The 24,775-nt window shown below is 42.0% G+C and carries 32 protein-coding genes; 8 read left to right on the forward strand and 24 right to left on the reverse strand.

The features are described from left to right. Positions 1–81 precede the first annotated feature (81 nt). Positions 82–1,233 (forward strand): aminotransferase class V-fold PLP-dependent enzyme, encoded by a 1,152-nt coding sequence (locus C505_RS0108545; protein WP_018692186.1) that lies wholly within the window; start codon positions 82–84, stop codon positions 1,231–1,233. A gap of 369 nt (positions 1,234–1,602) precedes the next feature. Here C505_RS0108545 and C505_RS0108550 read toward each other — a convergent pair whose 3' ends face one another. From C505_RS0108550 to sctW, 24 genes are all read right to left on the reverse strand, one after another. Continuing rightward, positions 1,603–2,457, reverse strand: a complete 855-nt coding sequence (locus tag C505_RS0108550; protein WP_018692187.1) for a DMT family transporter — start codon at positions 2,455–2,457, stop codon at positions 1,603–1,605. Next, entirely contained in the window at positions 2,454–2,906 is a 453-nt protein-coding gene (locus tag C505_RS0108555; protein WP_018692188.1) for a GNAT family N-acetyltransferase, read from the reverse strand. Before C505_RS0108555 ends, C505_RS0108550 begins: the two co-directional genes overlap by 4 nt. A 54-nt stretch (positions 2,907–2,960) precedes the next feature. Next, on the reverse strand, positions 2,961–3,539 hold the full coding sequence (locus C505_RS0108560; protein WP_018692189.1) for a Crp/Fnr family transcriptional regulator: 579 nt from the start codon (positions 3,537–3,539) through the stop codon (positions 2,961–2,963). A gap of 6 nt (positions 3,540–3,545) precedes the next feature. Continuing rightward, complete coding sequence (locus C505_RS0108565; protein ID WP_018692190.1) at positions 3,546–4,169, reverse strand: HrpE/YscL family type III secretion apparatus protein; 624 nt, start codon at positions 4,167–4,169, stop codon at positions 3,546–3,548. Next, entirely contained in the window at positions 4,148–4,795 is a 648-nt protein-coding gene (locus tag C505_RS0108570; protein ID WP_018692191.1) for a SctK family type III secretion system sorting platform protein, read from the reverse strand. The genes C505_RS0108565 and C505_RS0108570 overlap by 22 nt, the downstream gene beginning before the upstream one ends. Then, positions 4,788–5,558 carry a type III secretion system inner membrane ring lipoprotein SctJ gene (gene sctJ, locus C505_RS0108575; RefSeq protein ID WP_018692192.1) on the reverse strand — a complete coding sequence of 257 codons (771 nt, stop codon included), beginning with the start codon at positions 5,556–5,558 and terminating at the stop codon, positions 4,788–4,790. The genes C505_RS0108570 and sctJ overlap by 8 nt, the downstream gene beginning before the upstream one ends. Positions 5,559–5,564: 6 nt before the next feature. Then, a complete protein-coding gene (locus C505_RS23590) occupies positions 5,565–5,954 on the reverse strand; it encodes an EscI/YscI/HrpB family type III secretion system inner rod protein (RefSeq protein ID WP_018692193.1) in 390 nt (129 codons plus the stop codon). A 3-nt stretch (positions 5,955–5,957) separates the two neighbouring features. Then, positions 5,958–6,335 (reverse strand): hypothetical protein, encoded by a 378-nt coding sequence (locus tag C505_RS0108585; RefSeq protein WP_211215065.1) that lies wholly within the window; start codon positions 6,333–6,335, stop codon positions 5,958–5,960. Positions 6,336–6,354: 19 nt separating this feature from the next. After that, the gene (locus tag C505_RS0108590) at positions 6,355–6,576 is read right to left on the reverse strand and encodes an EscF/YscF/HrpA family type III secretion system needle major subunit (RefSeq protein ID WP_018692195.1); all 222 of its coding nucleotides are present in this window, start codon (positions 6,574–6,576) and stop codon (positions 6,355–6,357) included. Between the two features lie 13 nt (positions 6,577–6,589). Further along, a complete protein-coding gene (locus tag C505_RS0108595) occupies positions 6,590–6,823 on the reverse strand; it encodes an EscE/YscE/SsaE family type III secretion system needle protein co-chaperone (RefSeq protein WP_018692196.1) in 234 nt (77 codons plus the stop codon). After that, positions 6,771–8,117, reverse strand: a complete 1,347-nt coding sequence (gene sctD / locus C505_RS0108600) for a type III secretion system inner membrane ring subunit SctD (RefSeq protein ID WP_169337024.1) — start codon at positions 8,115–8,117, stop codon at positions 6,771–6,773. The genes C505_RS0108595 and sctD overlap by 53 nt, the downstream gene beginning before the upstream one ends. Before the next feature lie 8 nt (positions 8,118–8,125). Beyond that, complete coding sequence (gene sctC / locus C505_RS0108605) at positions 8,126–9,775, reverse strand: type III secretion system outer membrane ring subunit SctC (RefSeq protein ID WP_018692198.1); 1,650 nt, start codon at positions 9,773–9,775, stop codon at positions 8,126–8,128. A gap of 14 nt (positions 9,776–9,789) precedes the next feature. Beyond that, complete coding sequence (locus C505_RS0108610; protein WP_018692199.1) at positions 9,790–10,215, reverse strand: CesT family type III secretion system chaperone; 426 nt, start codon at positions 10,213–10,215, stop codon at positions 9,790–9,792. Between the two features lie 8 nt (positions 10,216–10,223). After that, positions 10,224–10,637: an ATP-binding protein gene (locus C505_RS0108615; RefSeq protein ID WP_026317837.1), complete on the reverse strand. Its 414-nt coding sequence runs from the start codon at positions 10,635–10,637 to the stop codon at positions 10,224–10,226. A 119-nt stretch (positions 10,638–10,756) separates the two neighbouring features. Next, complete coding sequence (locus C505_RS0108620) at positions 10,757–11,191, reverse strand: hypothetical protein (protein ID WP_157368920.1); 435 nt, start codon at positions 11,189–11,191, stop codon at positions 10,757–10,759. Next, complete coding sequence (locus C505_RS0108625) at positions 11,154–12,734, reverse strand: SpoIIE family protein phosphatase (protein WP_018692202.1); 1,581 nt, start codon at positions 12,732–12,734, stop codon at positions 11,154–11,156. Before C505_RS0108625 ends, C505_RS0108620 begins: the two co-directional genes overlap by 38 nt. Positions 12,735–12,968: 234 nt before the next feature. Further along, positions 12,969–13,748, reverse strand: a complete 780-nt coding sequence (locus C505_RS0108630; RefSeq protein ID WP_018692203.1) for a hypothetical protein — start codon at positions 13,746–13,748, stop codon at positions 12,969–12,971. Positions 13,749–13,826: 78 nt separating this feature from the next. Beyond that, positions 13,827–14,435: an RNA polymerase sigma factor gene (locus C505_RS0108635; protein WP_018692204.1), complete on the reverse strand. Its 609-nt coding sequence runs from the start codon at positions 14,433–14,435 to the stop codon at positions 13,827–13,829. Between the two features lie 121 nt (positions 14,436–14,556). Further along, positions 14,557–16,650 (reverse strand): type III secretion system export apparatus subunit SctV, encoded by a 2,094-nt coding sequence (sctV, locus tag C505_RS0108640; RefSeq protein ID WP_018692205.1) that lies wholly within the window; start codon positions 16,648–16,650, stop codon positions 14,557–14,559. Continuing rightward, positions 16,631–16,993, reverse strand: a complete 363-nt coding sequence (gene sctY / locus C505_RS0108645) for a type III secretion apparatus assembly chaperone SctY (RefSeq protein WP_018692206.1) — start codon at positions 16,991–16,993, stop codon at positions 16,631–16,633. The genes sctV and sctY overlap by 20 nt, the downstream gene beginning before the upstream one ends. A gap of 3 nt (positions 16,994–16,996) precedes the next feature. After that, positions 16,997–17,386, reverse strand: coding sequence for a type III secretion apparatus assembly protein SctX (gene sctX / locus C505_RS0108650; RefSeq protein ID WP_018692207.1), 390 nt, complete (start codon positions 17,384–17,386; stop codon positions 16,997–16,999). Between the two features lie 84 nt (positions 17,387–17,470). After that, a complete protein-coding gene (locus C505_RS0108655; protein WP_018692208.1) occupies positions 17,471–17,821 on the reverse strand; it encodes an STAS domain-containing protein in 351 nt (116 codons plus the stop codon). Continuing rightward, positions 17,821–18,210: a type III secretion system chaperone family protein gene (locus tag C505_RS0108660; protein WP_018692209.1), complete on the reverse strand. Its 390-nt coding sequence runs from the start codon at positions 18,208–18,210 to the stop codon at positions 17,821–17,823. The genes C505_RS0108655 and C505_RS0108660 overlap by 1 nt, the downstream gene beginning before the upstream one ends. Further along, positions 18,191–19,327 (reverse strand): type III secretion system gatekeeper subunit SctW, encoded by a 1,137-nt coding sequence (gene sctW, locus C505_RS0108665; RefSeq protein ID WP_018692210.1) that lies wholly within the window; start codon positions 19,325–19,327, stop codon positions 18,191–18,193. The genes C505_RS0108660 and sctW overlap by 20 nt, the downstream gene beginning before the upstream one ends. 258 nt (positions 19,328–19,585) lie before the next feature. Between sctW and sctN the strand changes: the two genes are divergently transcribed. From sctN to sctT, 7 genes are all read left to right on the forward strand, one after another. Continuing rightward, the gene (gene sctN / locus C505_RS0108670) at positions 19,586–20,905 is read left to right on the forward strand and encodes a type III secretion system ATPase SctN (RefSeq protein ID WP_018692211.1); all 1,320 of its coding nucleotides are present in this window, start codon (positions 19,586–19,588) and stop codon (positions 20,903–20,905) included. A 2-nt stretch (positions 20,906–20,907) separates the two neighbouring features. Continuing rightward, positions 20,908–21,375: a type III secretion system stalk subunit SctO gene (gene sctO, locus C505_RS0108675; RefSeq protein WP_018692212.1), complete on the forward strand. Its 468-nt coding sequence runs from the start codon at positions 20,908–20,910 to the stop codon at positions 21,373–21,375. Between the two features lie 67 nt (positions 21,376–21,442). Further along, entirely contained in the window at positions 21,443–22,063 is a 621-nt protein-coding gene (locus tag C505_RS0108680) for a type III secretion HpaP family protein (protein ID WP_018692213.1), read from the forward strand. Further along, positions 22,044–23,060 carry a type III secretion system cytoplasmic ring protein SctQ gene (gene sctQ / locus C505_RS23595; RefSeq protein WP_018692214.1) on the forward strand — a complete coding sequence of 339 codons (1,017 nt, stop codon included), beginning with the start codon at positions 22,044–22,046 and terminating at the stop codon, positions 23,058–23,060. Before C505_RS0108680 ends, sctQ begins: the two co-directional genes overlap by 20 nt. After that, positions 23,057–23,704: a type III secretion system export apparatus subunit SctR gene (gene sctR / locus C505_RS0108690; RefSeq protein WP_018692215.1), complete on the forward strand. Its 648-nt coding sequence runs from the start codon at positions 23,057–23,059 to the stop codon at positions 23,702–23,704. Before sctQ ends, sctR begins: the two co-directional genes overlap by 4 nt. Beyond that, a complete protein-coding gene (gene sctS, locus C505_RS0108695; protein ID WP_018692216.1) occupies positions 23,701–23,973 on the forward strand; it encodes a type III secretion system export apparatus subunit SctS in 273 nt (90 codons plus the stop codon). The genes sctR and sctS overlap by 4 nt, the downstream gene beginning before the upstream one ends. Continuing rightward, the gene (sctT, locus tag C505_RS0108700) at positions 23,974–24,762 is read left to right on the forward strand and encodes a type III secretion system export apparatus subunit SctT (protein WP_018692217.1); all 789 of its coding nucleotides are present in this window, start codon (positions 23,974–23,976) and stop codon (positions 24,760–24,762) included. The last annotated feature ends 13 nt before the right edge of the window (positions 24,763–24,775 follow it).

Below are 24,775 nucleotides of genomic sequence, written 5' to 3' on the forward strand. Positions count from 1 at the left end.
TAGTTATTGTAAAGGATCTGGTTGTTTTTCCGTCATTTGCTATGATGGCTTGACTAAAAAATATAATAATCGGGAACAACCATGTACCGCCAGTACTACCAACGTTTTTTATCTGCAAACAAAGATGTACAACATTTTTCCTGTCACAGCCATCACTATTGGCCGGATGTAACACGAGATGGCATGCTAGAGTATTGGGATGATTGTGCCAAATATGTAGACGAAAAATGGAGCCATTTTTTTCAGCATAAAATTCCCCAAACACAAAGGCTGATCGCAGAAAACCTGAATATATCAAATCCAAGCCAAATCACCTTTGCCCCCAATACGCATGAGTTTGTTTTTCGTCTGCTTTCTTGTCTTGATCTCAGAAAACCGCAACGGATCATTACAACCGACAGTGAATTTCATACTTTTCAGCGCCAAATAAAGCGACTCAATGAATGGGAAAATATCGAAGTGATAGCAGTACCTCAGTCACCTGTTGAGACTTTCGAATCTCGATTTTGTGAAGCCTTACATGAAGACGCTGACTTGGTTTTCTTTTCGCATGTTTTCTTTAATTCCGGCCATATTTGTGGTGATCTTGACAAGATCGTTAACCACGTCAAAAACTCGGACACGATTGTTGCCATTGATGGCTACCACGGATTTATGGCAATCCCAACAGATTTAGGCAGCATTGAAAACCGTGTATTTTATATTGCTGGCGGCTATAAATATGCTCAAGGTGGTGAAGGTTGCTGCTTTATTACTGTTCCTACAAACTGTGCGCTCAGACCTTTGTATACAGGCTGGTTTGCTGAATTCAATGCACTCGCTGCACCACGTTCTGATCAGGTCGCCTATAGTTCATCTGGATATCGGTTTGCTGGAGCAACAATGGATTATTCTGCAATCTACAGGCTTCATGCGGTTTTATCGCTGTTTAAAAAAGAAGGGATCAGTGTGTCGCAAATTCACGAATTTATTCAGCAGCGACAACAACTGTTTTTAGCACATATTGATACATTGGATCATCCCTACCTCAACCGCCAATCACTGCTTTTCCAATCAGCAATGGATCATGGCCATTTCCTCACATTTGTTCTGCCATCTGTTGAGATTGCCGATCAGCTACAGCAGCAGTTAAATACACATATGATCCAGACGGACTGCCGTGGAGATAGACTTCGTTTTGGTTTCGCACTGTATCATGATGGGGATTATGATCTTCGACAAGCATTTAGCTAATTCCCTGACTAAGCTAAGTGAGGGAATTGTCCCAACTCGCCAAGAAATGTTTCGATGATAAAACGGTATGGTTCTCCTTGATGTTGAACCAGGTTGAGCTGTACTGTTTCACCATTAGCCTGAGAAAAACACTCATATTTTTTTGCAAAACTAGTTCACACATTTCTTCGATAGCCCTATTCTCTGGCACAGGGAGGTAGATCCACGAACTCGCCAAAAGCGTTAAACCGATACTTGTGACCTGGGTCAGATCCAAACGGTAATCAAAGAAGAGCACCTACGTAAGAATGGCAACAATGGGATCAATATCACAAACAGGAAAACCTATGATGAATCATGATAAAACTAGCTACACAGCTATTTCACTACTTAGCTTTTATAAAACAGATGCTTCATAGGCAACATGGGTAAGATAATCATTGCAATACCAAGCCAAGTCAGTGCATCAGGAACTTCATCGAAGCCAATCACACCAATGAGCGCAACGAAGATCAGCCCGGTGTACTCCGCAATTGATATATGAGTCGCAGGCGCACGTCGATACGCCGCTACAGCGCTACCATGGTAACCCAACGTAAATAATGAGCTGAGTACAATCAACATCAGTATGCTGATATCCATGGGCTGCCAATAATACACGGCTAAGCCAAGTGATACAGGGAGTGAGAGTAAACTCGTCCAAAAAAGCGTCGTAACAACGGGCTGACTTTGTGGGATCTTCTTAGAACAGACATGAAACAATGCCAAAGTCGTTGCACAGCCAAGTGCAAATAAAGCCGCCCAATGAAACTGAGATGGGCGTAATACAATGATAACTCCCATAAACCCAAAGAGTGTACCGAAAACCTTTGTCCAAGGAGGGCGTTCACCAAGAAATAAGAATGACAATGGGATCATGAGTAGCGGGGCGGCGTAAAAAATGGCATTCGCAGTCGCAAGGGATAAATAAGTCAACGCAACGACCATACAGCAGCTTCCAATAATCACCAGATGTGCGCGGAATAACGTGATTTTTAAATTCCCGACGGCTCGGGCTGGAGCACTGTTTTTCTTCCAGATAGGAAATAAAAGCAGTACACAAATGCACTGTCGGAAAAAAATATATTGGAATGGGGATATTTCTCCCCCCATCATTTTTACGGCAACATCAGAAAAAGAAGCGAAAATATTGCCAATCACGAGGATCAGCATGGCTATCTGAACTGGTGAAAGCAAGCCACTCATGATTGATGCAGCCGCATATCCACATGTGGGATCCCATCTTCAAGGTATACATCGGTAAATGCTTCGAATCCAAAAGATTGATAGAAATTCAATAAATATTCCTGTGCTGCAATTTCAATATCGACACCAGGCCAAAACAACTCACATTGTCTGATCGCTTCGCGCATCAACGCCTGCCCTGCTCCCGAGCCTCTCGCATCTGGCGATGTAACTACTCGTCCAATACTCGCTTTCTCAAATACACTTCCAGGTGGCATCAGTCGCGCATAAGCAACCAGCTTGTCCTGTTCATACCCACAAAGGTGATAAACACTCGTGAGTTGATCGCGATTGTCTAAGTCTGAAAATGGACAATCTTGTTCAACAATAAAAACATCCACTCTGAGTTTCAGTAGATCATATAACTGGTGCGTCGTCAGCTGACTAAATGGAAGGCATTGCCAATTCATGAAAGCGTCTCCGTTAAATAAAAACGACTTTACAGACATTGCGGAACTACCGCATTAACCTTTGTTAAGCTGGCTACGTTTTTTGATTCGGCTTAAGCTGATTGGTGTGATCCCAAGATAAGATGCGATTTGATAATCTGCCACTTGTTTTTCAAGTTCAGGATATCGTTGGCAAAATTGTTGATATCGTTCTTCGGGTGAATGAAGCAACATAAAGCGCTCTTTAAACTCTTTATGTAACAATTGTTGTTCTACGATATGACACCAAACACGGGGAAGATGCGCGCGCCATTGATGCAATTCATCCACAGATACTTTAAATAAAGTACTCTCAGATAAGGATTCTAGTTGGAATAATGCTGGTTGTGACTTTAACAAGCTTTCAAAACCAATCAGGAAGTCGTTTTCCCAATAAAACTCTTTGATGAATTGCTTTCCATGATCGGTGAAATAACTCGCCTGACACACACCTTCAATGAGAAAAAATACATGTGTCAGCGACTCTCCCTGGCGGATCAGACATGTTTTCGCTGGTATCTGTATTTGCTCCGATTGCTGGAGTATTTCGTTTGCTGTATCTCGATCATGCCCGAACGCTTGTAACATGGATAGAAGGGATTGTTCGGGCATCATGGCCAATTACTTTTTACTGGCGAAGTTTTTTTCCAGTGCTTTTTGCAGCGCTTCGAGTTGTGTTTGCACTGTTGCATCAACAAGACCAATATCTGTTTCCAGAATACAACCCTGATCTCGAATGCGCGGGTCACCTTCCACATGTGCAAAACTCACAGATGGATACTCTGATAAGATCATATGCAATTGTTCTTGTACAGAGGAGACATTTTCAGGAGCGACCCGGAACTTCACTTGTTTTTCATCACCAATCGTTCGAAGCGCTTGCTTGATGATCTGACGAGAGACATCCGCGACATCCAACTCACCCAAAATCTGGCGCATTCCATCAATGACCAGATCAACCATTCGCTGTTCGACGGATGCAAAGAAATTGATAGTTTGGCTAATCACAGCGATCTGCTGCTCAGCAATTTCTATCTGGCTTTTTAAAAGGCCTTCCTGATAGCCACGTTCTTTTTCTTTTTCAAAAATCGAAGCGGCTTCATCTTCCAGTGCTTGTTTTCTTTCCTGCGTTTTCACAAGCAAATCGTGTAACTCATGAAAAGTATCGAACTGCTCAGAAGAAAGGATTTTGGTTTCTTGTGAAAGCGTTGCTGCTTCACTATTTAGTTGTATAACGCGTACCATTGCCCAAGTGATCCTTTAGTCAATCGTTGAAGTTGCTGCAACAGAGCAGGCCCATTGACCTGAATTTTTCCTGTATAGACAACTGCTTTTTCATACCATGTTGCTGGGAGCTTCAAAATAAATCGAGACACAATACTATCAGGTAAATGCGATAGGGATTTGATGATAGCCGCATAGATGACCGCTATCATGCACTCAGCATCATCTGGTGAGTCACCTGCTAATTCGAATGCAGGTTCAATACCCATCGGGGAGAAAGCAGCACGGTGCATCGCAAATTGGTAGGCATCCTGACCCAGTAATTCCAGTGCTTGATTAAGCTTTTCTCGGTCGATCGTTTGTCTTAATGTCTCGTGGAAAACAGTCGCTGCTGCATATTGCAGCAATTGCTGGACAACTTCCTTTGGCATCAGCAGAATAGGTTCAATCTCAGGTGTTGTCACATCCTGCCATTGCCCAAGGTGGGGATACAACTCCTGAAGATATTCTGACAGTGTGAACCTTCCCGCAGGCTCATTAAGAAGCCGATGCAGCATATCTGCATGAGGAAGTCGATCCCACCATGTGTCATGAACAATGGTCGGATCAATTCGATGAAACTCAAGAAGTTGGGTTAACTTAAGCATTTACTTGTGTACTGAGTTCCGTGGATTCTTTTTTCTTCTGCTTAAACTGTAAGAACAGAAAGACATTCGCTGCAATGGAGAGTAAGGTGATCAAGCTCCACACAATCACCATCCACCAAAAACGACCTTCAGAGTCTGGCGCTATTTTTAAGTTCATGACGTTGACATAGTTTGGCTCTTCCATGCGATTATCAAATTCATGCAGCGGGAATAACGCAACGGAGACTTGTTCGTAGTTCAATCCTTCAATCGCATTGCTGACCATTAATTTAATTTTGGGGATTTGGTCCTCAAGGGAAATTTCCGGTAAATGCTTGATGAATACAGATGCAGAAGGTGCAACCTTATCTTGGTTCTTCGCTTCTTCCGGAAGGACAATGTGCACACGTGCTTTTGTTACCCCATCGATCGCATTCAGTGTTGCTGATAGATCCTGAGACAATGCATAATTGAATCGTGCACGCTCTTCTGTCGGCGAAGAAATAAGGCCCTCTTTTGGGAATATATCACCTAGGCTTTTAAAATTATCGCGAGGAAAACCATGACGTTTGAGAACTTCGATTGCGGCTGCCACCTGCTGTTCTTCAACGAATAACGTCACTTTCTTTTCTTTCGGTTCGAGTGTTTTATCCACAGAAAAGCCGCCCTGCAAAAGGATGGCATACATTTCATTCCCTTCTTTCTGCTCCAGTCCGGAGTAGAGTTCTGTTTTACAGCCTGCTAGTAGAAAAAGCAGGCTGATAAGCACAAAAATGCGTTTCATTACTTACTATTGACTCTTCAGTAGTGTATCTAGGTTCTGTGTTGATTTGCCAGCTGTTTTCGCCATCAACTCTTGTGTCATTCCCAATTTTTGCACTTCAAGTTGAAGTTTAAGCAATTCTTGATGTGACATTGTCTCAGTTGCAGCCACTGACTCATTAATGGAAGTAGTATGGTTGTTCATGCCAGCCTTCAGGTCCGACAGTCCTTCCAGAATTTTATCTCCCATACCAGGTTCTGGCGTTTCCTGCACCTTGACTTCAACCACTGTTGGATCATTTTCTTCCATTAAATTGGTGAATTGATTCGCATCAGCTTCATTAACCGGCTTTACAGGTTCATGAATACTATTCGTCAAACTTTCATGGACTGCCTGAGCAACTTTGGATTCAACCATGGTCTACCCCTCCCGTTGTGATACCTCATCAGATAGTGATTTCGATAATTCAACGATTGCTTCATCTTCCGCATTCAGCGCTTTATCAATATGATCATGGCACTGATCCCACTCTTCCAACATCATATGCGCCATAGACTGTAACGCATGAATGAAGCCGCTATCATGAGGATCATCTGTATGGATCTGCTGTAATAACCCTAACGCGGCTTCAGCTTGCCCAAGCTCTAATAAAAGTAAGACCCGCATGATTGAAGGCGCAATATTCGTTTCACGATTTTGCTCAATACAAGCGGATATGACCTCAACCGAAGCCGCATCCTTTTGTCCAGCAGCAATAAAGCCAATCTCTGCGAGCGTCTGTAAATGTTCTCTGCTCATTTCCATCGCAATGATTCACCTATATTTTTTGGATTATTCCAGAAATCAGATCTCCGAGCCTTTTTAGTATTGAACTTTGTAGCTCTAGCGCTTGTGTATACTCACCCATCGCTTTTTGGAACAAAATCAAGTTGCCTGGTTTGCTAAAGTCCATCTGTGAGGCATCTGTCACCTTCTGCTCAGCTGCATTGGAGTTATCAGCCAGTTTTTGTGTCATGGCATCTAGGTTTACATTCGTCATATCGTATCTCCCACTACGTCTTGTGATGATTCTGCCAGCAATTTTCAATCACTTGAATTGCGGCTTCGACTGCTTTCAAATCAACTTGTAACGTTTCAAACTCTTGTGGTGTTACACCTCGATCCATCTTTTGTTTCAGCTGGCCATATAAAGCGCTGAGTTCATCCTTTTTCTGACGAATGAACTCGCCAGTATTATCTTGGGCTATCTTCTGCTGCAAATTGGTCAGAAACACTTTTTCTGTCATTTTGTGATCTCATGTTGATGGTGATGAGCTCATCACCCTTCTTTAAAGTCACTTTATCAAGAGAAATGCTCTCTACAATAAAATCCGTATTGAGCCATCCTCCTTCGGTAATCTTTAAACCTTCTTTTGTGATGATATAGGGCACACGCCCTAAGCTTACACCACGGATCCCAAGTGCGTCTTTACTCAAAGGGACGACCGAAAAACCTAATTCAGGTGGCGTATTGTATTCCTTTCTATATAGCTTCAATAATGCAATACGATCCACTCTTGCGATAGCAACCCCCTCACTTTGGATCATGATCTTGCCTTCTTCAGGAAGGATCCGATTACCCTCTAGACCGAGTGTTTCCAGTTGCTCTTTCAACCAAGTTGTACGTTGTTCCAACGTTTCAAACTTCGCATGAATATTTTTAACTCCCTTAATATCTCGCTTGAGCTTTAGGAGCAAGCGTTTTGCCTCTGCTTGATCCCCAATATACCCATGCAAAATAAAGTCACCGAGTTCGTCACCTCTTGTGACTTTAATTCCGTGATTGTCTGTTGCTCCTAGTAAGTAACGAATATTCTGTAAAAGTTGCGAATTTATTTTAACATCTAAACTAACGGGCTTTCTTTGTTGTAAACTCAAACGCTGAAGAGAACGATAATCTTCCTCTCTTTCTACATAACCGACAACCACACTTTTTTGATTAACCTCTTTAACAATTAGACCCTTCCATTTCGGATCCGATGTTAATAACGTCTGTAAAGTCGGCTCATTTGATACTTTATGTTGTGATTCCTGAGTTGAGAATATTTCAAAAAACCCAATAGATAGTATGAGTAAAATACAGCCAATTGTAATATTAATTGCAATCTTTCTTTTTGACTTGGAGCTAACTTGTTCAATTTCAGCTTCTTCATCCTTCCCTTCATCTGAGGACTCTTTGTTATCGATCTCAGGTCTTTGCGGTTCTGGTATGCTGATCTCTGGCCACTCCTGGTCTGCTTGCCCAGCAGCAAAAGCAAAATCACCCACTGCAATGACATCATAAGCCTTTAAGGTGTATTCCTCATCTGAACAAAGCTGACCATTGATGAAAACTTCCGAATTCTCTGCCAAATTTTTTAAGCTAAATATTGCTACATCAAAATTTAGTTCAAATTGGCTATCAGCAACACTGTCGTCACTAATAACTATATCACTGTCTATAGAGCGCCCAAGCGTATACTCCCCTGTTGTTAGGCGAAGCTCTGCTCCTTTATGTTTACCAGAAAGGATTTTAATTAAAACAAGTGCTTGAAACGGCACACCCTGCATTATTGCTCCAAAATTTTCAAACGTTCTGCGTCGTTCAGATATTGCGTTTCATTTGGGATATGCATCTCTGAACTGACAAGTCTCGGTGTAATAAGAAACAACCGTACCATATTTACGTGATTTGTACTCGTATTTCTGAATAATGCACCGACTAAAGGCAACTCACCTAATATAGGCACATGGTTTTCAGACTCGGTTTTAGAGTCGAAGTAATAGCCTCCAATCAGTAAACTTTGCTTTGGTCGGACAACTGATTGTGTCGTGATCATGGTATTACTGATAATGGGTAGCTCATCAACTTTATCTACTTCACGATTGCCATCTTCAATATGAATATCTAAACGTATCGCCTGCCCCTCATCCTGTTGGATGTGTGGTGTCACTTTAACCACGGTCCCAACAGAAACTTCTTCCAAAGCGACTTCCCGCTCCCCAGTTAATTTGACGAAAAAGGTACTGCTACTATCCAATACAGCTTCTTCATTATCGAGTGTTAAAACAGAAGGACGAGAGCTGATGGTCGCTTTTCCTTCTTCCGCAAGCAGATTAATTCGAGCAAGAAAGTAACTCCGGGTATTACCCAACACACTTGAGAAACCAAGCCAGTCGCCACTCATAATACTGAGTTGCCCAGGTTTTCCTTTCACTTCTGATGGATTTTCACCGAATCTGAAGCTGCCATCATTCCCGTAAGTTTCCCAATTAATCCCCAGTTCTTCTAAGTTGTCTGCCCGGATATTGATAATTGAGACATTCACTTCAACTTGCTTCGTAGGCTGGTCTAGTTGCTCAATCATCGAAGCATAGAGCTTTAAACGCTCTTTCGTGTCTCCAATGATCACTGAGTTCATTCTTGGATCGGCCTGAATAAAAGAAGTAACAGGCTGTATCTGAGCTTTCTCCTTCATCGGAGTAGGATTTTGTACATCAGCTCCTTTTGCCTTTTCTCCATTGTGCACTTGACCTAATGCTAACAAGTTATGAGGTTTCGTATCTGGTGAACTGATAGCCGGTGCTGGCCTCGTAGCCTGCTTTAGTAGACTTGCGATACCTGGGATCAAGCGTTCTCCACCACGATATTTAACTTTCTTATCATCAGCAAAAGCATACTTTAATGGGAATACTTGAATGCTAAACCGACTTTGTTCATCACGGCTGACTTCATTATCTAGTAATTTTGAAGTTTCATTGACCAGTTCGATGAATCGAGGCGGACCAGAAATGAAAACCAAACCTTTTTCTTCGATCGCTGTCCAGTGATTTCGTTTATCCCACCAGGGTAGAAGACTCAGTAACTGGTGTAACTCTGATGGCTTAAAATACTTCAGATGTAATACCAGGTTGGCAACTTCATCCGCACGATAAAAATACAGCGCATAACCGTCGAAGTACCAGCTTAAATTTGAAATCGATGAAAGTTGTTTTAAAAACTTGACCGCACTTTGTCTTGGGAATTCACCATTAATTTTAGAGTCAAGCTTTTCACTGACAATGGCTGGAACACCAATACTGGCTGCAAAGTCTGATACGATTGTTTGAAGGGTTTCATCACGCGCTATCAAACCATATGGTTTTGATTCCCACTGATTAGCAAAAGCTTCGCTCGCAGAAAAAATAATAAAAAGAAGTAACGCCCAAAGGTACTTCATGTTTTCTCCTAGGGTTATGGTCGAATCATCATCGCTGGTACAACAGCTTGCGGCTGAAAACTTTCAACTGATTTAAACTGTTCGACAACATTGACGAACCGATTTAAATTTTCACAGAAGTCATCGAGCTGCATTTGACCAATTTCAAGGCTTGAAGCTGCATGTAGATATGGTGTTTCTTTATCGAGATATAAACAAACTGGGAAATATTCTGTTGCGGCAAGAACCTGACGAGCACAGAGCTTTAGTGTCTCTCCACGGTCATTTTCATCTTCTGGCAAGAGGATGACATCAACAGAAAAATAGAGTAAGTTTCCATGCTGAAATACACTCACTTCCGTATCATCGACTTGAATTATCCAACGGCCATCATCATTAGATAATTCAGTATCATATTCTTGGCTAAAATCTCTCATCAATAAAGTCAGTTGGTTTGCCATAAGTACCCTTAAATACGTTTGGTCATCGTCACAATATTACGATCATTTGCGCGACTGTAGTGGATATCATCCACCATTTTTGTGGCAAGAAATATACCTAAACCACCAGCATCACGCTCTTCTAGAGAAGCATTGATATCCGGTGTGTTTTGACCTAGTGGGTTAAAAGGGATTCCCGCATCAACAATCGTGACTTCCAAACTGTTATCTTGTTTCTTATCGCACGCAAGTTCAATCTCACCTGGGGGAGGTTGATAGGCGTAACAGATAATATTAACAAGTATTTCTTCCAAAGCGAGTTCCAGTTGCAGGCGCTTTTCATCATCAACACCAAGCTGGTCAGCAAACTTTCCAGCATACTCCAGTAAAGTATGGAGATTATCCATCTTGGCACTACAACTCAATTTCTTCTGTACTGGCATTTGCCTTATAACCCCTTCACGCTCAGAACATAATAATGGCGTAATATCTTATTGAATGAGTAACAGCATCTCATGAATAGTTGCATACTTTTTCAAGAGTAGGTTTCGAACAACGGCACCTACTCCTCAGTATGGGGCACAATTCGCCAATGTTCATCCTGATATATCCAAGGATACCACTGTCGAAAACAGCGCCGTGTGTGATTATCCACTTCATTACCATGATGTGATGTACACAACTGAATGTTTGTCCATAACATTTTGTCAACCTGACGCACTTTCACAACTTTCACTTGATAAGTGATATTTTCTTTTTTTGAATTTTCTAAATTCAGTATGTTCACTGTACGTCCATGTGGTTGAACAACGCATTGATGATATTCCGGCATTCTTGCATCCAATTGGAATAGCATCAAAGCACATGACTTTATTTGAGACATTGCTATCTGATAGTCCGTTTTGTCCATCAGGCTTGTTGAATGACAACCAGATATTAAACACAGCACAAATACAAATTTAATCGTTCGCGTTCGCCGCCTTAGATACTTCATCATATGCTTCTCCAGGCCACGGACAACCAATGTCATAGTCAGACTCTTGATTATGATAATCAAACAGTAACATTGTAATATCGTCACTTTGCTTTGCTTCACCACTAAAGTCTTTCAACTGACTCAATAATGAGTCCAATGTAGCACAAGCAGAACCATGGTAGTCGCGGTAGAAATCTACCAGTGCATCTTCTCCAAATAACTCTTGTTTTTCATTGAGTGCTTCCGTCACACCGTCGGTGTAAACTAATAACGAATCGCCCGGTAAGAAGTTGATCACATGGTCTGATAAATGCGGATCCGGGTCGACCCCTAAAGCAATATTTCCATGATTTGGCAGCTCCAGCACTTCTCTTTGCTTATTTCTGTATAATGGTGGGTTATGGCCAGCATTGCAGTAAGTCAGCGTACCGTCTTTTAAATTGATGTGACCCATAAACATAGTCACGAAAACACAGTGTTTATTCTTTTCACAAAGTTTGCGATTCACAGCTTCTAGGATCTCTGCTGGGCTCATATTCGGGTCTGCCAAAGATTGACATAGCGTCATCGTGATACCCATATACAAAGCTGCGGGTACACCTTTATCTGCAACATCCCCGACAACAAAGAGAATGTGATCCTCACTAACACATAATATATCGTAAAAATCACCACCAACATGCCGAGCCGGACTTAAATGAGAGCTGATATCGATCAACTCGTGAGACTGGCTCATATCCTTATCTTGCAACATGCTCATTTGGATACTACGTGCGATTCGTAGCTCGCTATCAATTGCCTGCTTACTGGACAACGTTTTGTTTAAGTTGTCGATATAGCGGATGATTTTCTTTTCCAGCGTGATAAAGGATTGAGCAAGAGTGACGACCTCATCCTGCTGGCTGGAACGGATCAACTCATTAATTTCTTTTTCTTTAGATAGCGGCCGACTAAAGTCATGCTGGGTCAACGCTTCAGCAAATTCATTTAGTTTTGTGAGTGGACGAGAAATATGCTGAATAAAGATATAGCACAGACCAACGGCAATGAAGAATAATCCAGCGCCAAGTAAGATTTGCTGTACAACCATTCCTTGTGCATGACGTTTTATTGGATCGACATCTAAGCCAATATGAACACGCCCTAAACGACCTTCATCAATATCTGCTGTTACATCATATAAATGTGGGTGGTCTTCATGCTCCAGTTGGACGAGTTCGCCACCAATATTATTGCGAATAATTGCCTCAATTACATCAGGTAATTCGTCGTCAAAAGTGTGAATAAGAATTTTATCTTGAGGTGTCGTGATCACCACATAGCTGACACCATTAATGGTGTTTTTGTATTGTGTGGCAGTCATCATAAGATCAGAAAGTTCTTGATTTACGATGAAGTTGTCAGCTGCATTTGCTAACCCTGTAGCTAATGCACGCCCTTTATCTTCATATTCTGACAATAATGTACTATACAGCGCCCAACCATTAAATCCTGAACGAATGATCGTAAATGAAAGAAATATAAAACCAATAAAGAGAAACGCTTTCTTAAACAATCTAGACATAGATCTTCACTAGGCCCTCTGATATTTCGGCTTACAGAAAACAACTCTGTTCCTGTAACTCATTGAATCCCATAAGTTTACTAAATATTTGTACTTTCTAACTTACTTAGGATAACAAATTACACGCTTTCAAATAAATAGCTACTCGAAAAAAGCCCAAAAAGCGCTCAAATATTGTAGAGTTTCAGTTTTTAGAAGTTTCTCTGTGATACCGGATAACAGATTGCCTATGACTTAAACTCGAAGCATAGCCGTATTGTGACTAGGCATTTCCTGTTCAAATACATGCACTGCCTTATTTTGTACGCTTGTAGATGAGTCTGTGACTTCTTTTACTCTCCCTGCGACCTCTTTAGCAGGTAACCCCTTCGATGTCGTCATCATTGAAGAAGCGAAGTCAGTAATTGACTCATCTTTACCTTGAATTAGGGAAAACGCAATTGATGCAAAGTCAATTCTTTTAGTCACAAACTCTGCTAAATTTGCAGACGCAAGCTCATCAAGTCCCTCTCGTTGGAATAATTGCTCTAGCGCAGTGGTTAGTTCCGCATCAGAAGTTGCATTGAGTCCTGATGAGATCTTAAAAGCGTTATCTACAGTGTCAAGGTTTCTGGATGAGGCATCAACACTTGCTTCATTCATATCAAAGGAGCGCCAATTCATCTGATGAAGACCAAGAGCATCTGGCTTAGATTCATTATATAACTGATGAAGCACGCCGATGGATTGCTGTACTTGCGCAGGGATCAAGCCGCTTTCAGATAAACGCTCACTTGCTTCTTTTGGATCGATAGAACTATTGAGATCTCTGTCTAGTTCCGCAACTGCAACGACCGACATTGCACCACTATTTGGTGATGAGAGTGTTGGTACAAATACATCTTTTGTATTATCACTCGCGTAATGTTGTTCAAACTGTGTCGTATTGTTTGGCTTATCTGCCTTTGGTCTTTCAATTGGCTCAATATTTGGACTTGGATTTACATTAAAGCGCCTATCAATTCCAGAAACCATATTCTATACCTTCTCTACTATTGAATACTTTTATCTAATAACTGAGTAACACCAACTCAAGAAAGGTTGCAAAAAAAATCAAAGTTCAAATGAATCCCCCAATGTTTGCCGTAAGTGCTTCCTTGCTCGGAATAAACGACTTTTAAGATTACATACACTTACATTGAGTTGTTGTGCTGCATCTTCATAAGATAAATTCTCAATACACGTGAGGACAAGTGCTTCTCTTAGCTTATGGGGTAGTTGTTCTATCGCATCCGCAACAGCGGCCATTTTTTGATCGCTCGAAATACTTTCTTCAGGTGCTTCATCACCTTCCATGATTGCGAGCTCATCTTCTGTTCCGAAGTCATATTTATATTGTGCGGAACGATTGAAATGATTTCTAGTTAAATTTAATGCGATTCCGAGGACCCAGGTTGAAAAATTAGACTTATGTTGAAAGGATCCAATACTTTTTTGAACTTGAACCAATGTGTCCTGAACGAGATCTTCAACATCTTCTCTATGCTTTACACGTTGTTGGATGAATGAAAAAATTCTTGATTGATATTGTTGTAGAAGGCGGTTCAATGCCACTTGATCGCCCTCAACCGCAGCCTGAATTAAGACATCAGGAGATTGTCCTCCTGCTGTTTTGCGAGGATGGGAAGGAGTGGAAGAAGCCACAACTTCATCTGATTGCATGAAAATCTCCTTTATAGGTAAACTCAACGACATATTTACCTGCTCAGATACACATAGGCACGAAAGTCAACTAACCCCAAACAAAGGCTTATCGACTTCCGCCCTCGAAATCCTTATTTGATCATAATCCAATTTTTCCTAATGGTTGGATTGTAATCTCTTGAGTTAATTCCTGATGTGAAAGAACTGAAAGTTCATATATTTCCATCTCAAGTAATTTCCGAACATATCGACGAATATCCATTGATGCCAGTAATACTGGTTTCGATGACATATCACCCAAGTTTCCAACGGTTTGCTTTACAGCAAGAACAAATTGATTCGTCGTTGAGGGATCGAGTGCAAGATAAGCTCCCGACGACGTCTGTCTTATTCCATTCCTAATCATATCTTCGGTTGTGTGATCGAGTAAATAAGCAGGTAGTATATTCTGTCCGTTACTAAATTTGTAACTAATTTGACGACGCAAGCTCCCTCGAATATATTCCACCAACATTACGGTGTCTTTTTCTTTCGGTCCCCATTCAACCAAAGACTCCAAAATTGCACGTAAGTTTCTTATCGAAATATCTTCAGAAACAAGCCGTTGAAAAATTTCTGTAATCTTTTGTAATGGCACAACGCGTTGTGCTTCACGTGTTAATTCACTAAACTTACCTTCCATTTTCTCCATTAGGTAACGCGTTTCTTGTATACCAATAAAGTCTTCAGAGTATTTTTTCAAGACCAGAGATAAGTGATAAGACAGCATTTGTACCGGAGTTAAATAGCTAACCGCAGCACGATCCAGCATTGCTTGCTGGTCCATACTCACCCAATGGCATTGATGCGCAGGAAATGCTTTACTATCCGCTTGTTGATTGACGTCCAAAACAGAAAGTGATTGTTGTTGACCAATGACAAGTAAACTTTCCGGACGGAAACGCCCTCTTGCAATCGGAATTTCATGCAGCATAATCACATATTCGTCGGCCATTAATTGATGATTAAAGCGCAAGTGCATTCCTGGAAATGGGACGCCAAGATCTAAGTAAAGGGCACGTCGAACACGAAACAGTTCATCATTTAATTGCTGACGACTCAAATAAGCTTCACAGTCTATAGAAACATCTATCATGAGCGGAACAGTCATTGAAAACTCATCAGCTTCTTCAATCGCTCCTGTTTTTTGGCCTGCTTGGCTTGCAGGGGCCATTGCAGGCATATCATCAGGCATATCCACATCAATATTGGATGCGCCTTCCTGGCGAAGAAGGTAAAAACCCGTTCCTCCTGCCAGAAGTGCAAGAGATATAAAAGTAATTTTAGGGAAACCAGGGATCATCGCAAAGAAGAATAAAATGGCACCACCAATCAGCAACGCCTTTGGTTTTGATAATAACTGGCCTCCAATATCCGAACCAAGATCCTGGGAGTCTTCCTGTGTCACACGTGTAACGATAAATCCGGCAGTGATTGAAATGAGTAGTGCAGGGATCTGCGAGATCAAACCATCACCAATGGTCAGGATTGTATAAATTTCCAGTGCCTCTCCTGCTGATAAACCACGCTGTGTGATACCGATACTAATTCCACCAATGATATTCACAAGGATAATGATCAAGCCAGCTATCGCATCTCCTTTTACGAACTTCATTGCTCCGTCCATCGAGCCGTATAGCTGACTTTCTTTTTCAATCACATTCCGGCGTTTGCGAGCTTCTTCCATATCGATAACGCCCGCACGCATATCACCATCAATACTCATTTGCTTACCTGGCATCGCATCCAGTGAGAAGCGAGCACTTACTTCAGCAACACGTTCTGAGCCTTTGGTAATCACTAAGAATTGAACGATAGTGATAATTAAGAAAATAACGATACCAACGATCAGATTACCCCCAACAACGAAGTTACCGAATGTCGTGACAATTTGTCCCGCATCTGCTTGAAGGAGAATCAGCCGGGTTGTCGTAATGGATAACGCTAAACGAAATAGTGTGGTTAAGAGCAAAACCGCAGGGAAAGAGGAAAACTCCAACGGCGTCGTAATATAGACGGCCAACATGAGCAGGATGACAGATAGCCCCATGTTGGTTCCAATGAGAACGTCAACCAATGCCGTAGGCAATGGCAGGATCATCATAAAGACGATTGCAATCAACAAGATTGCGAGAATAATGTCTTTTCTTTGACTCAATCGTGAGGCAAAGGAATTAACTACCTGTAAGCTCATCAATACTCCGCATTCTAACAAATCGCTTTAAAGAAATAGCCGCAAGATCTTTTTCATCCCGAGCGAGATGGATCCGGCTTTCCAACAAGTGAATAAATGGCCAGTGATCTTCTGAGAACTCCGGCAGCTGACGGATCTGGTGAACAATTTTATATGCCTGATCCACATCGTTCGTCTTAAGATAAACAAATGCCAACATCCGCAAGCACTCTAAATCATCCGTTTGCAGGTGACGCAATGCTTCTAATAATGTTTTTGCGTCTTCCACCTTATCCACTTGCAGATATAAGTGGCTTACCAATTTCATCCAATCCGAGCACCAGGAGCGGGGTGTCAAAGCCATGAATTACCCCTTTACTAATAACTGTCGGTAGCTGTGCAATATATGCTGGTTTTGTTGTAAGTCTTCAACCAATCCTCGGGCTTTCTCGAATAGTGTCTTTTGATTTTCATCAAGTGCTTGAGACTTTCCCTCATCCAGCCATTCTAGCGTTGCAACCATGGACTGATGGAAGTTAGATGGTGTTGCTTGACGAAGAGAAGCTAAAGTAGGAACTAAACTTTTCATCAGTTCTTGGTCTTGTGGGTTTAGAGGAAATAAATCCGCCAGATGATTACTGACAGCCTCCCCACTTGGTTCAAAGCTTTTTTCTTCAGGATAAAGCGATGGCATTCCATCAGTTTCTGTATACTGAATACCTCTGCTCGTCTGGGGAGCTATTCTGATATCACTCATGCTCAACGCTACCTTATTGGGCCCAACTCATACAATTAAGCACATATTTCATCTCTGAAGTATGTGCTGCTTTTTGTTTAATCTCTAGGAAAGGTTTAACTCGCCTTTTGCTATATCAATGGAGTCATATAATTTCAAAAAGCGTTGAAACCCAGTCATCTCAATTACGGAACGAACTGTTGAGCTCGCATTCGCAATCACTAAATTTCCAGCTCGCGCATTCAAATCTTTCACTGCCATTAAAAGAACACGTAATCCTGCACTACTAATATATTCTAGGTCATCACACGCAAGTATTATTTTACGCTCCCCTTGGTCGATTGACTCTGTCAATTCATTACTTAATTTTTCCGAAGATGTTGCATCTAAGCGTCCATTCAAAGAAACAACCATACAATTACCATCTTTATTTAGATTAATTTCTAATAAGCCCATTAGCCCTCTTCCAAGTTCTCAAAACACTGATTCATGCGAGATATGACATTCTCTAACATCGGCAGTGTTACGTCCAGCCTCGACAACAATACGGTCAAAGTTAGGCCATCCTGTCCATGCCATCCTGGCATAAGCATAGGGTGTGGATTTTGATGAAAATGACTTTGGTATAACATTTGTTCCAGATGGGTGATACTTTGATACGCAGGTTGGGGATCACGTAACGTAATCGCCAACCCTGTATCTACAATCTCAAATGTCATTTGTCTTCCAGTTTCAAACATTAAAGTTTGATTGTGGAAGTCATCTTCGATAGACAAACCTATCGTTGCAAAGTACTTTTTTACTGTTTCCTGCAGCATGTGTCTATCATGATCCGTCATACTCATCTTCTTCTTCATATATAGCTACGTCCAAAGCATCTTGAATCGTTTGTATTATTTGCATCCGAGCATCCAGATCATTAAATACCTTATGCTCAGGTAACTCTCTAAACATTTCTTTTAGCTCTTGAGTAAAGAGTACCTCTGCTGTTTTATTCGTGCCACAAAATGGGCGAGCATAATCACGCACACGGTCTTCCGATAACCACTGTTGCCCAAGTAAAGAAACTGTCGCGTTCATCAATTCCAAGCCGTCTTTTTGTGGCAAGTTCAGCTCTGCTGACTGGATCCGACCAATCACTCGATCACATCGCTCATGCATTCCTTTCAGTAATCTTACTGTTGTTAAATCTGTCACAACAGCTTGTAATTTCTCTTTACTCATTGATGGGCCATTCGAAGACATATCAGCACTTAAACCTTTTAGTAAGAAATCAACTGCTGATTCGAACTTCTCTTTCCCATATTCTGAATAAATTCGTTTATAGGTATCAACAAAACCACCATAATCCAATACAGAATCACGATAGAAAGAACGCAGGGACTCTGCAGTACCTAATGGATTTTCTGCCTTTTCAAATGCAGCACCAACATCAACGACATTAATACCAGCCTTAACTGCACTTTCTTCAGCAGCTAGCAGGTTTTCTTTTGCCTTTCGAATTGTTTGTGCTGTTACCTCATCACCTTTGTTTTTCAGCGTTTTTTCTAGCGCTTCAAGCGCTGCAAACTGATCACTCGGGTCATTCGAAAAGTTTTTTACCCAATCTAATATCTGTCGGGCGTTAGAATTCTTCTGTTGTTGCAGCTCTTTGACAAACTGCGCAAGCTTTTGTTGCTTTTCTCGACCTGCAACCTGCTTCAAATAGAACTCGACCTGTTCTACCATCTTGTTTTTTGCATGACCTGACTTTAACTCGCGTTTACCAAATTCTTTTTCAGCTGTTTCGCTCATTTTCATCGTCAGCTCTTCGCTTGCCGATTCAATGAGCGAACGGGTATTCACATGCTGTGTTACCGTCTGATTATTGAGTACACCAGAATTTTGTTTTGCAGCTTTATCCGCATCGACATGGTTGGACTGAGATTGTCCACCGCCAACGGTATGTAATAAGTCACCCATTGTCTTCACCAACTCCTCAGGCCTAGTCTGACAATCACTTAGTGCAGTGGTTACGCCATCAAGCCATTTATTAAAAATTACACTTACTGATGGGTAACGTATCAATAAATTTAGTTGCACTTTGCCCTTTTTTTTTCTGAAAATAGAAAATATCGAAAAGGTAGTAGACAAAATCCCCACCTTACTCTGTATAATTTTAAGACCAACGCATTATTGATGCTGATGGTAAGAATTACTTTTTCACACTTCAGGAGTTCTATGGAGCATCTAAACTATATCCCGGAAATTATCGCTCAGACAATTGAAAGCACTCGGCTATTAAAAGCTCGAGGCCGAGTGACACGAGTCGTCGGAACCATCATTAAAGCATCTGTACCCGGTGTACAGATCGGTGAGTTTTGTTATTTACAAAACCCGGGAGAATCCGAGCAACGGCTTGCAGAAGTCGTTGGCTTTTCACAACGCGATGCACTATTGACACCAATCGGTGACATGTTAGGGATCTCTTCCAACACACTCGTGATCCCTTCTGGACATGCCCATCAAGTTGGGGTAGGTCCCAATTTACTTGGTCGAGTTCTTGATGGTATGGGTAACCCAATGGATTCCAACGAGAAAGGTCCACTAACTGTAGAAACGCATTATCCTGTGTATGCTGAAGCTCCTGACCCTGTCACAAGAAAAGTCATCGATCAACCAATTGGCCTTGGTGTCAAAGCGATTGATGGTATCCTAACATGTGGAGAAGGGCAACGCCTTGGTATTTTCGCTGCCGCGGGCGGTGGTAAAAGTACCCTGCTTGGCATGTTAGTCAAAGGGTCGGATGCAGATGTGATTGTCATTGCACTGATTGGTGAGCGTGGCCGTGAAGTTCGAGAGTTCATTGAACACGAACTTGGTCCAGAAGGCATGAAAAAGTCTGTTCTCGTCGTAGCAACATCCGATAAAAGCTCAATGGAACGTGCTAAAGCGGCTTATGTTGCGACAGCAATTGGCGAGTATTTTCGTGACCAGGGCAAAAAAGTATTGCTACTGATGGACTCAGTCACTCGATTTGCTCGTGCACTGCGTGAAATTGGCCTTGCAGCTGGCGAGCCGCCCACACGTCGTGGTTATCCACCTTCTGTATTCGCAACATTACCCAAGCTGATGGAACGAACAGGTAACAATGACAAAGGCTCTATCACAGCACTGTACACAGTCCTCGTCGAAGGTGATGATATGACAGAACCAGTTGCTGACGAAACCCGTTCAATTCTTGATGGGCATATAATTCTATCCCGCCAACTGGCAGCTCAAAACCATTACCCTGCAATTGATATCATGGCCAGTGCCAGCCGTGTAATGAATGCAATTGTAGAGCAAGATCATCTTGCCGCATGTGGTCGCTTACGAACGATGATTGCAAAATACAAAGAGAATGAACTACTGATTAAAATCGGCGAATACAAGCGTGGCGCAGACCCTGAAGCTGATGAGGCCATCCAGAAAATAGACGCGATTAATCAATTCCTTCGCCAAGGGGTAAACGAAAGGTTCAGCTTTGATGAAACGATACAGCAGTTGCTTAGGATCTGATCATGTATAAGCAGATCCAGGACATTAAAAAGAGAAAGCTGGATACTTGTCGCCAGGCAGTTAAATCCTGCCAGCACAATCTGCACCTCGCAAATATTAAACTTGAAGAGTCGAAAAAAGCACTAGAAGACTATAAAATTTGGTGTAAAGAGGAAGAAAAACGTCGTTATGCTGAGCTCATCGATCAACATGTGAGTTCACCGGAGTTAGAGCAATTCAACCAGTCCGTTGCTCTCATGTACAGTAAAGCGGCGGAGTATGAACAAGCGATTGTCAATGCTGAAAAAGAAAAGTCAGACACGTTTAAAAAGCTCCAAGCAGCCGAAAAAGAATTGGGTCATGCACAAAAACAAGTTGAAAAATTTGACCTACTAGAAGAAGAGCATCAGAAGATATTGAAGGAACAAGCAAAGGTTGACGAAGATCAGGCTATGGATGAATTTCTGGATAGTTATCGAAAACGGGAGTGAGTTATGTAACTTTCGTTCTTCGATAGTTACTAACTTTCAAATATGACGTATAGAGTGAGTTTATTGAATGAAGTCTCCATCATCCCAGAGTATTTCAACTGCTCAACCTGCAACAAATACTGATGCAGCGCAAAGTCGTGCTAAAAAACCTGCTGAGCAGAGTGACGTCAAACGCTTTGAAAAAGAGCTTGAAAACAAAAAAAAACAACCTGGTGAAGAAAGCAAGGGGGATAAAAAGGAATTTACTCCAACGGAACTGTTACAGATGCAGCTCACCGGCGGACCTCATCAACAAACGTCTGTTGAAAAAGTCACACCACAAGCTGAAAAAGCAGGTCTTACAGTTAAACTTCCCAGTGATTATGTTCAGCAAGTCGTCAGTCATATTCGCGCAGGCGTTTCTGAGCTCAGTAAACAACCTGTACTTGAATTAAAATTTCAGCAAGACTTATTGCCAGAAACAACACTAATGATGCGTAAGGATAGTGGTGTTCTATCGCTACAATTCCAAACTGCATCGCCACATTCATTACAAATGATCCAGGCAATGCAAGGACAGCTGAGTAGTTCTCTGACGTCCTTACAGCAAATCACAAAAGTAAAAATAAATATCGAACCGGTCGCGAGTGCAAAATCTGCTGACGCGGACCAGCACTCACGGGAGCAACATGGACATTCATCCAATTAACTTAAAACAAATTCATCCGGTCAGTGCGCAACTGAATAATCTGATCACACGTTTAAACCGGCAGCTGACCTTTTCCGATCAGCAGCAAGCGTCATATCAGCTAGCCATTCGAGGATTCGAAACAAGCCAACCCACCAATAATGCAATGCTCTGGCAGGTCTCTGGTGGTCATGGCCGCATGGAAATAGAAATAGAAAAGCGACTGACTGATGTGCTCTTTTCTCCCCTGACAAATACAGAACAATATCAGCTTCTTCCGAATGCACTTCGAAAAGGCGTTTCTCGATCTGTGTTTGAACCTTGGGTACAGTTATGCAGCGAACGACTCGGAACAAGCGAACTAAAGGTTTCACCGCGTAAAGCGTCTGAACACAACCCAGACCTGGAATATTCACTCCATTTTCAAATCAAACTTGAGCATACCAGTGGTTGTTTCACACTTCATGTGGATGAAGATGCCCTACAATGGGTGACTGAATTACTAAAATACTGGCCGAACAGAGCTGCAAACTCAGCAGCAACACTTCCATTTCCAATGCAAATTCGCATCGGGAATACCAGCCTCTCTCAAGGGGAGCTGAAACGCCTCAAATCTTCAGATATTTTGCTCATTGAGCAAGCTTTCTATACGCCGAACGAACCCCAAGCTGTGTTATATGCAAAACAGCGGGCCATTGGCTTAGTTTCTATTCACAATAATCAACTGCGCTGGATCAATACAATGACAACTGACAACATAGACCCGACCCAAGAAGGTGAGACAATGACTTCAATTGATGAGCTTCCGGTCGAGGTGCAATTTGATTTGGGTCAAAAAACAATGACACTGCAACAACTGCAAGCACTCCAGCAAGGCGAAATCCTTTCGCTAGAACTCCCAGCCGATGCACCTGTCACAATCCGTGCAAACGGAAAGTCAGTTGGTCAGGCTGAGCTAGTTCAGGTCGGTGATCGACTGGCTGCGCGGATCGTTCAGTGGTCATTGGAGGACGAATGAATTTACCTGATCCGTTTTACCTGATCCTAGCGCTATCTTTGATGGCGCTAGTCCCGTTTTTAGCGGTGATGTTAACATCATTCGTCAAAATTGTTGTCGTTTTGTCCTTACTTCGAAATGCTTTGGGTGTTCAGCAGATCCCACCCAATATGGCATTACATGGCTTAGCGATTATTCTGAGTATTTATATCATGGCACCTGTCGGTTACGCGATTGCAGATATCGTGACCGCCAATCCAGTACAATGGGATGATCCCGCTGCACTCAAGGAAATACTCATTCAGGCAGCAGAGCCTCTTCGAGAGTTTCTCAGTAAATATTCAAGCGAGGAAGAACGTCAGTTTTTCCTACATACTGCACAAAAACTCTGGCCTGAAGAAATGGCAAATTCCGTCGATGGTGATCATTTTCTGATCCTTATTCCAACATTTGTCGTCAGTGAATTAACTAGCGCATTCGAAATCGGCTTTTTACTTTATTTGCCATTTATTGTCATTGATTTAATCGTTTCAAATATCCTGTTAGCAATGGGAATGATGATGGTGTCGCCGATGACTATCTCTTTGCCATTTAAACTCCTCCTGTTCGTATTGCTCGACGGGTGGGCGAAACTCATTCACGGCTTGGTGTTATCGTATCAATGAACGAAGCAGAAATTATTCATCTTACTGAAAAAGCGCTGTTACTGGTGTTGGTGCTTTCTTTGCCTCCCATCATCGCAGCGTCCGCTGTTGGTACACTGGTCAGCTTGATCCAAGCACTGACACAGATCCAAGAACAGACGCTCTCATTCGCGATTAAACTAATTGCGGTGACGATCACGATTTTCCTGACAGCCCGATGGCTCGGGGTCGAACTGTACAATTACAGTGAGATTATTTTCGATCAAATATCGAAGATATCCGGGGGATAGATGTTCTTTAAAGAGTTTGAGCACGCCATCATTACATTTGCTTTCCTCGTTCCTCGAGTGTTAGCAGCATTTACTGTCCTGCCTTTTTTAGGAAAGTCAATGCTCGGGGGTGCGATGACACGAAATGGTGTCGCGTTTGCGCTGATCATCTTCATGTTTCCAGTCGCGAATCATCAAATTGAGCAAATCACACACCTTTCACCCACGATGCTCTCATTAGTCTTATTTAAAGAAATTTTAATTGGTATCTTGTTTGGTTATATTGCCGCCATCCCATTCTGGGCTATTGAGTCAGTCGGTTTTTTTATTGATAACCAAAGGGGAGCAACCATGGCATCCAGCATGAATCCTCTCTCCGGCTCACAAACATCACCGCTTGGGATCTTGTTAGTCCAAGTCGTGGTCACCATCTTTTTTGTCGGGGGGAGCTTCTTATTCTTACTTGGTGCTATTTATCAAAGTTATATCGTTTGGCCCATCTTTAGCCCATTTCCACAATTCAATGATGGAGCGGCTTTGTTGATGCTTGGACAACTTGATTACATCATGTCTGCTGCTGTTTTACTGGGTGGACCGATCATCATAGCCATGTTTTTATCTGAATTTGGCTTGGCACTGATTAGTCGATTTGCACCGCAACTGAATGTATTTTTCCTAGCAATGCCGATTAAAAGTGCGATCGCTGGGTTTCTTCTGATTTTTTATTTGAAATTTTTGTTAGTGCAATGGCAAAAAACTTCCGAGCTTGGACCTGGGCTCATTGAGATTTTACAAGGCTGGCTGGTCTAAGAGTAAGAAGTGA

It is taken from the genome of Algicola sagamiensis DSM 14643 (genome assembly GCF_000374485.1).
Taxonomy (GTDB): Bacteria; Pseudomonadota; Gammaproteobacteria; order Enterobacterales; family Alteromonadaceae; genus Algicola; species Algicola sagamiensis.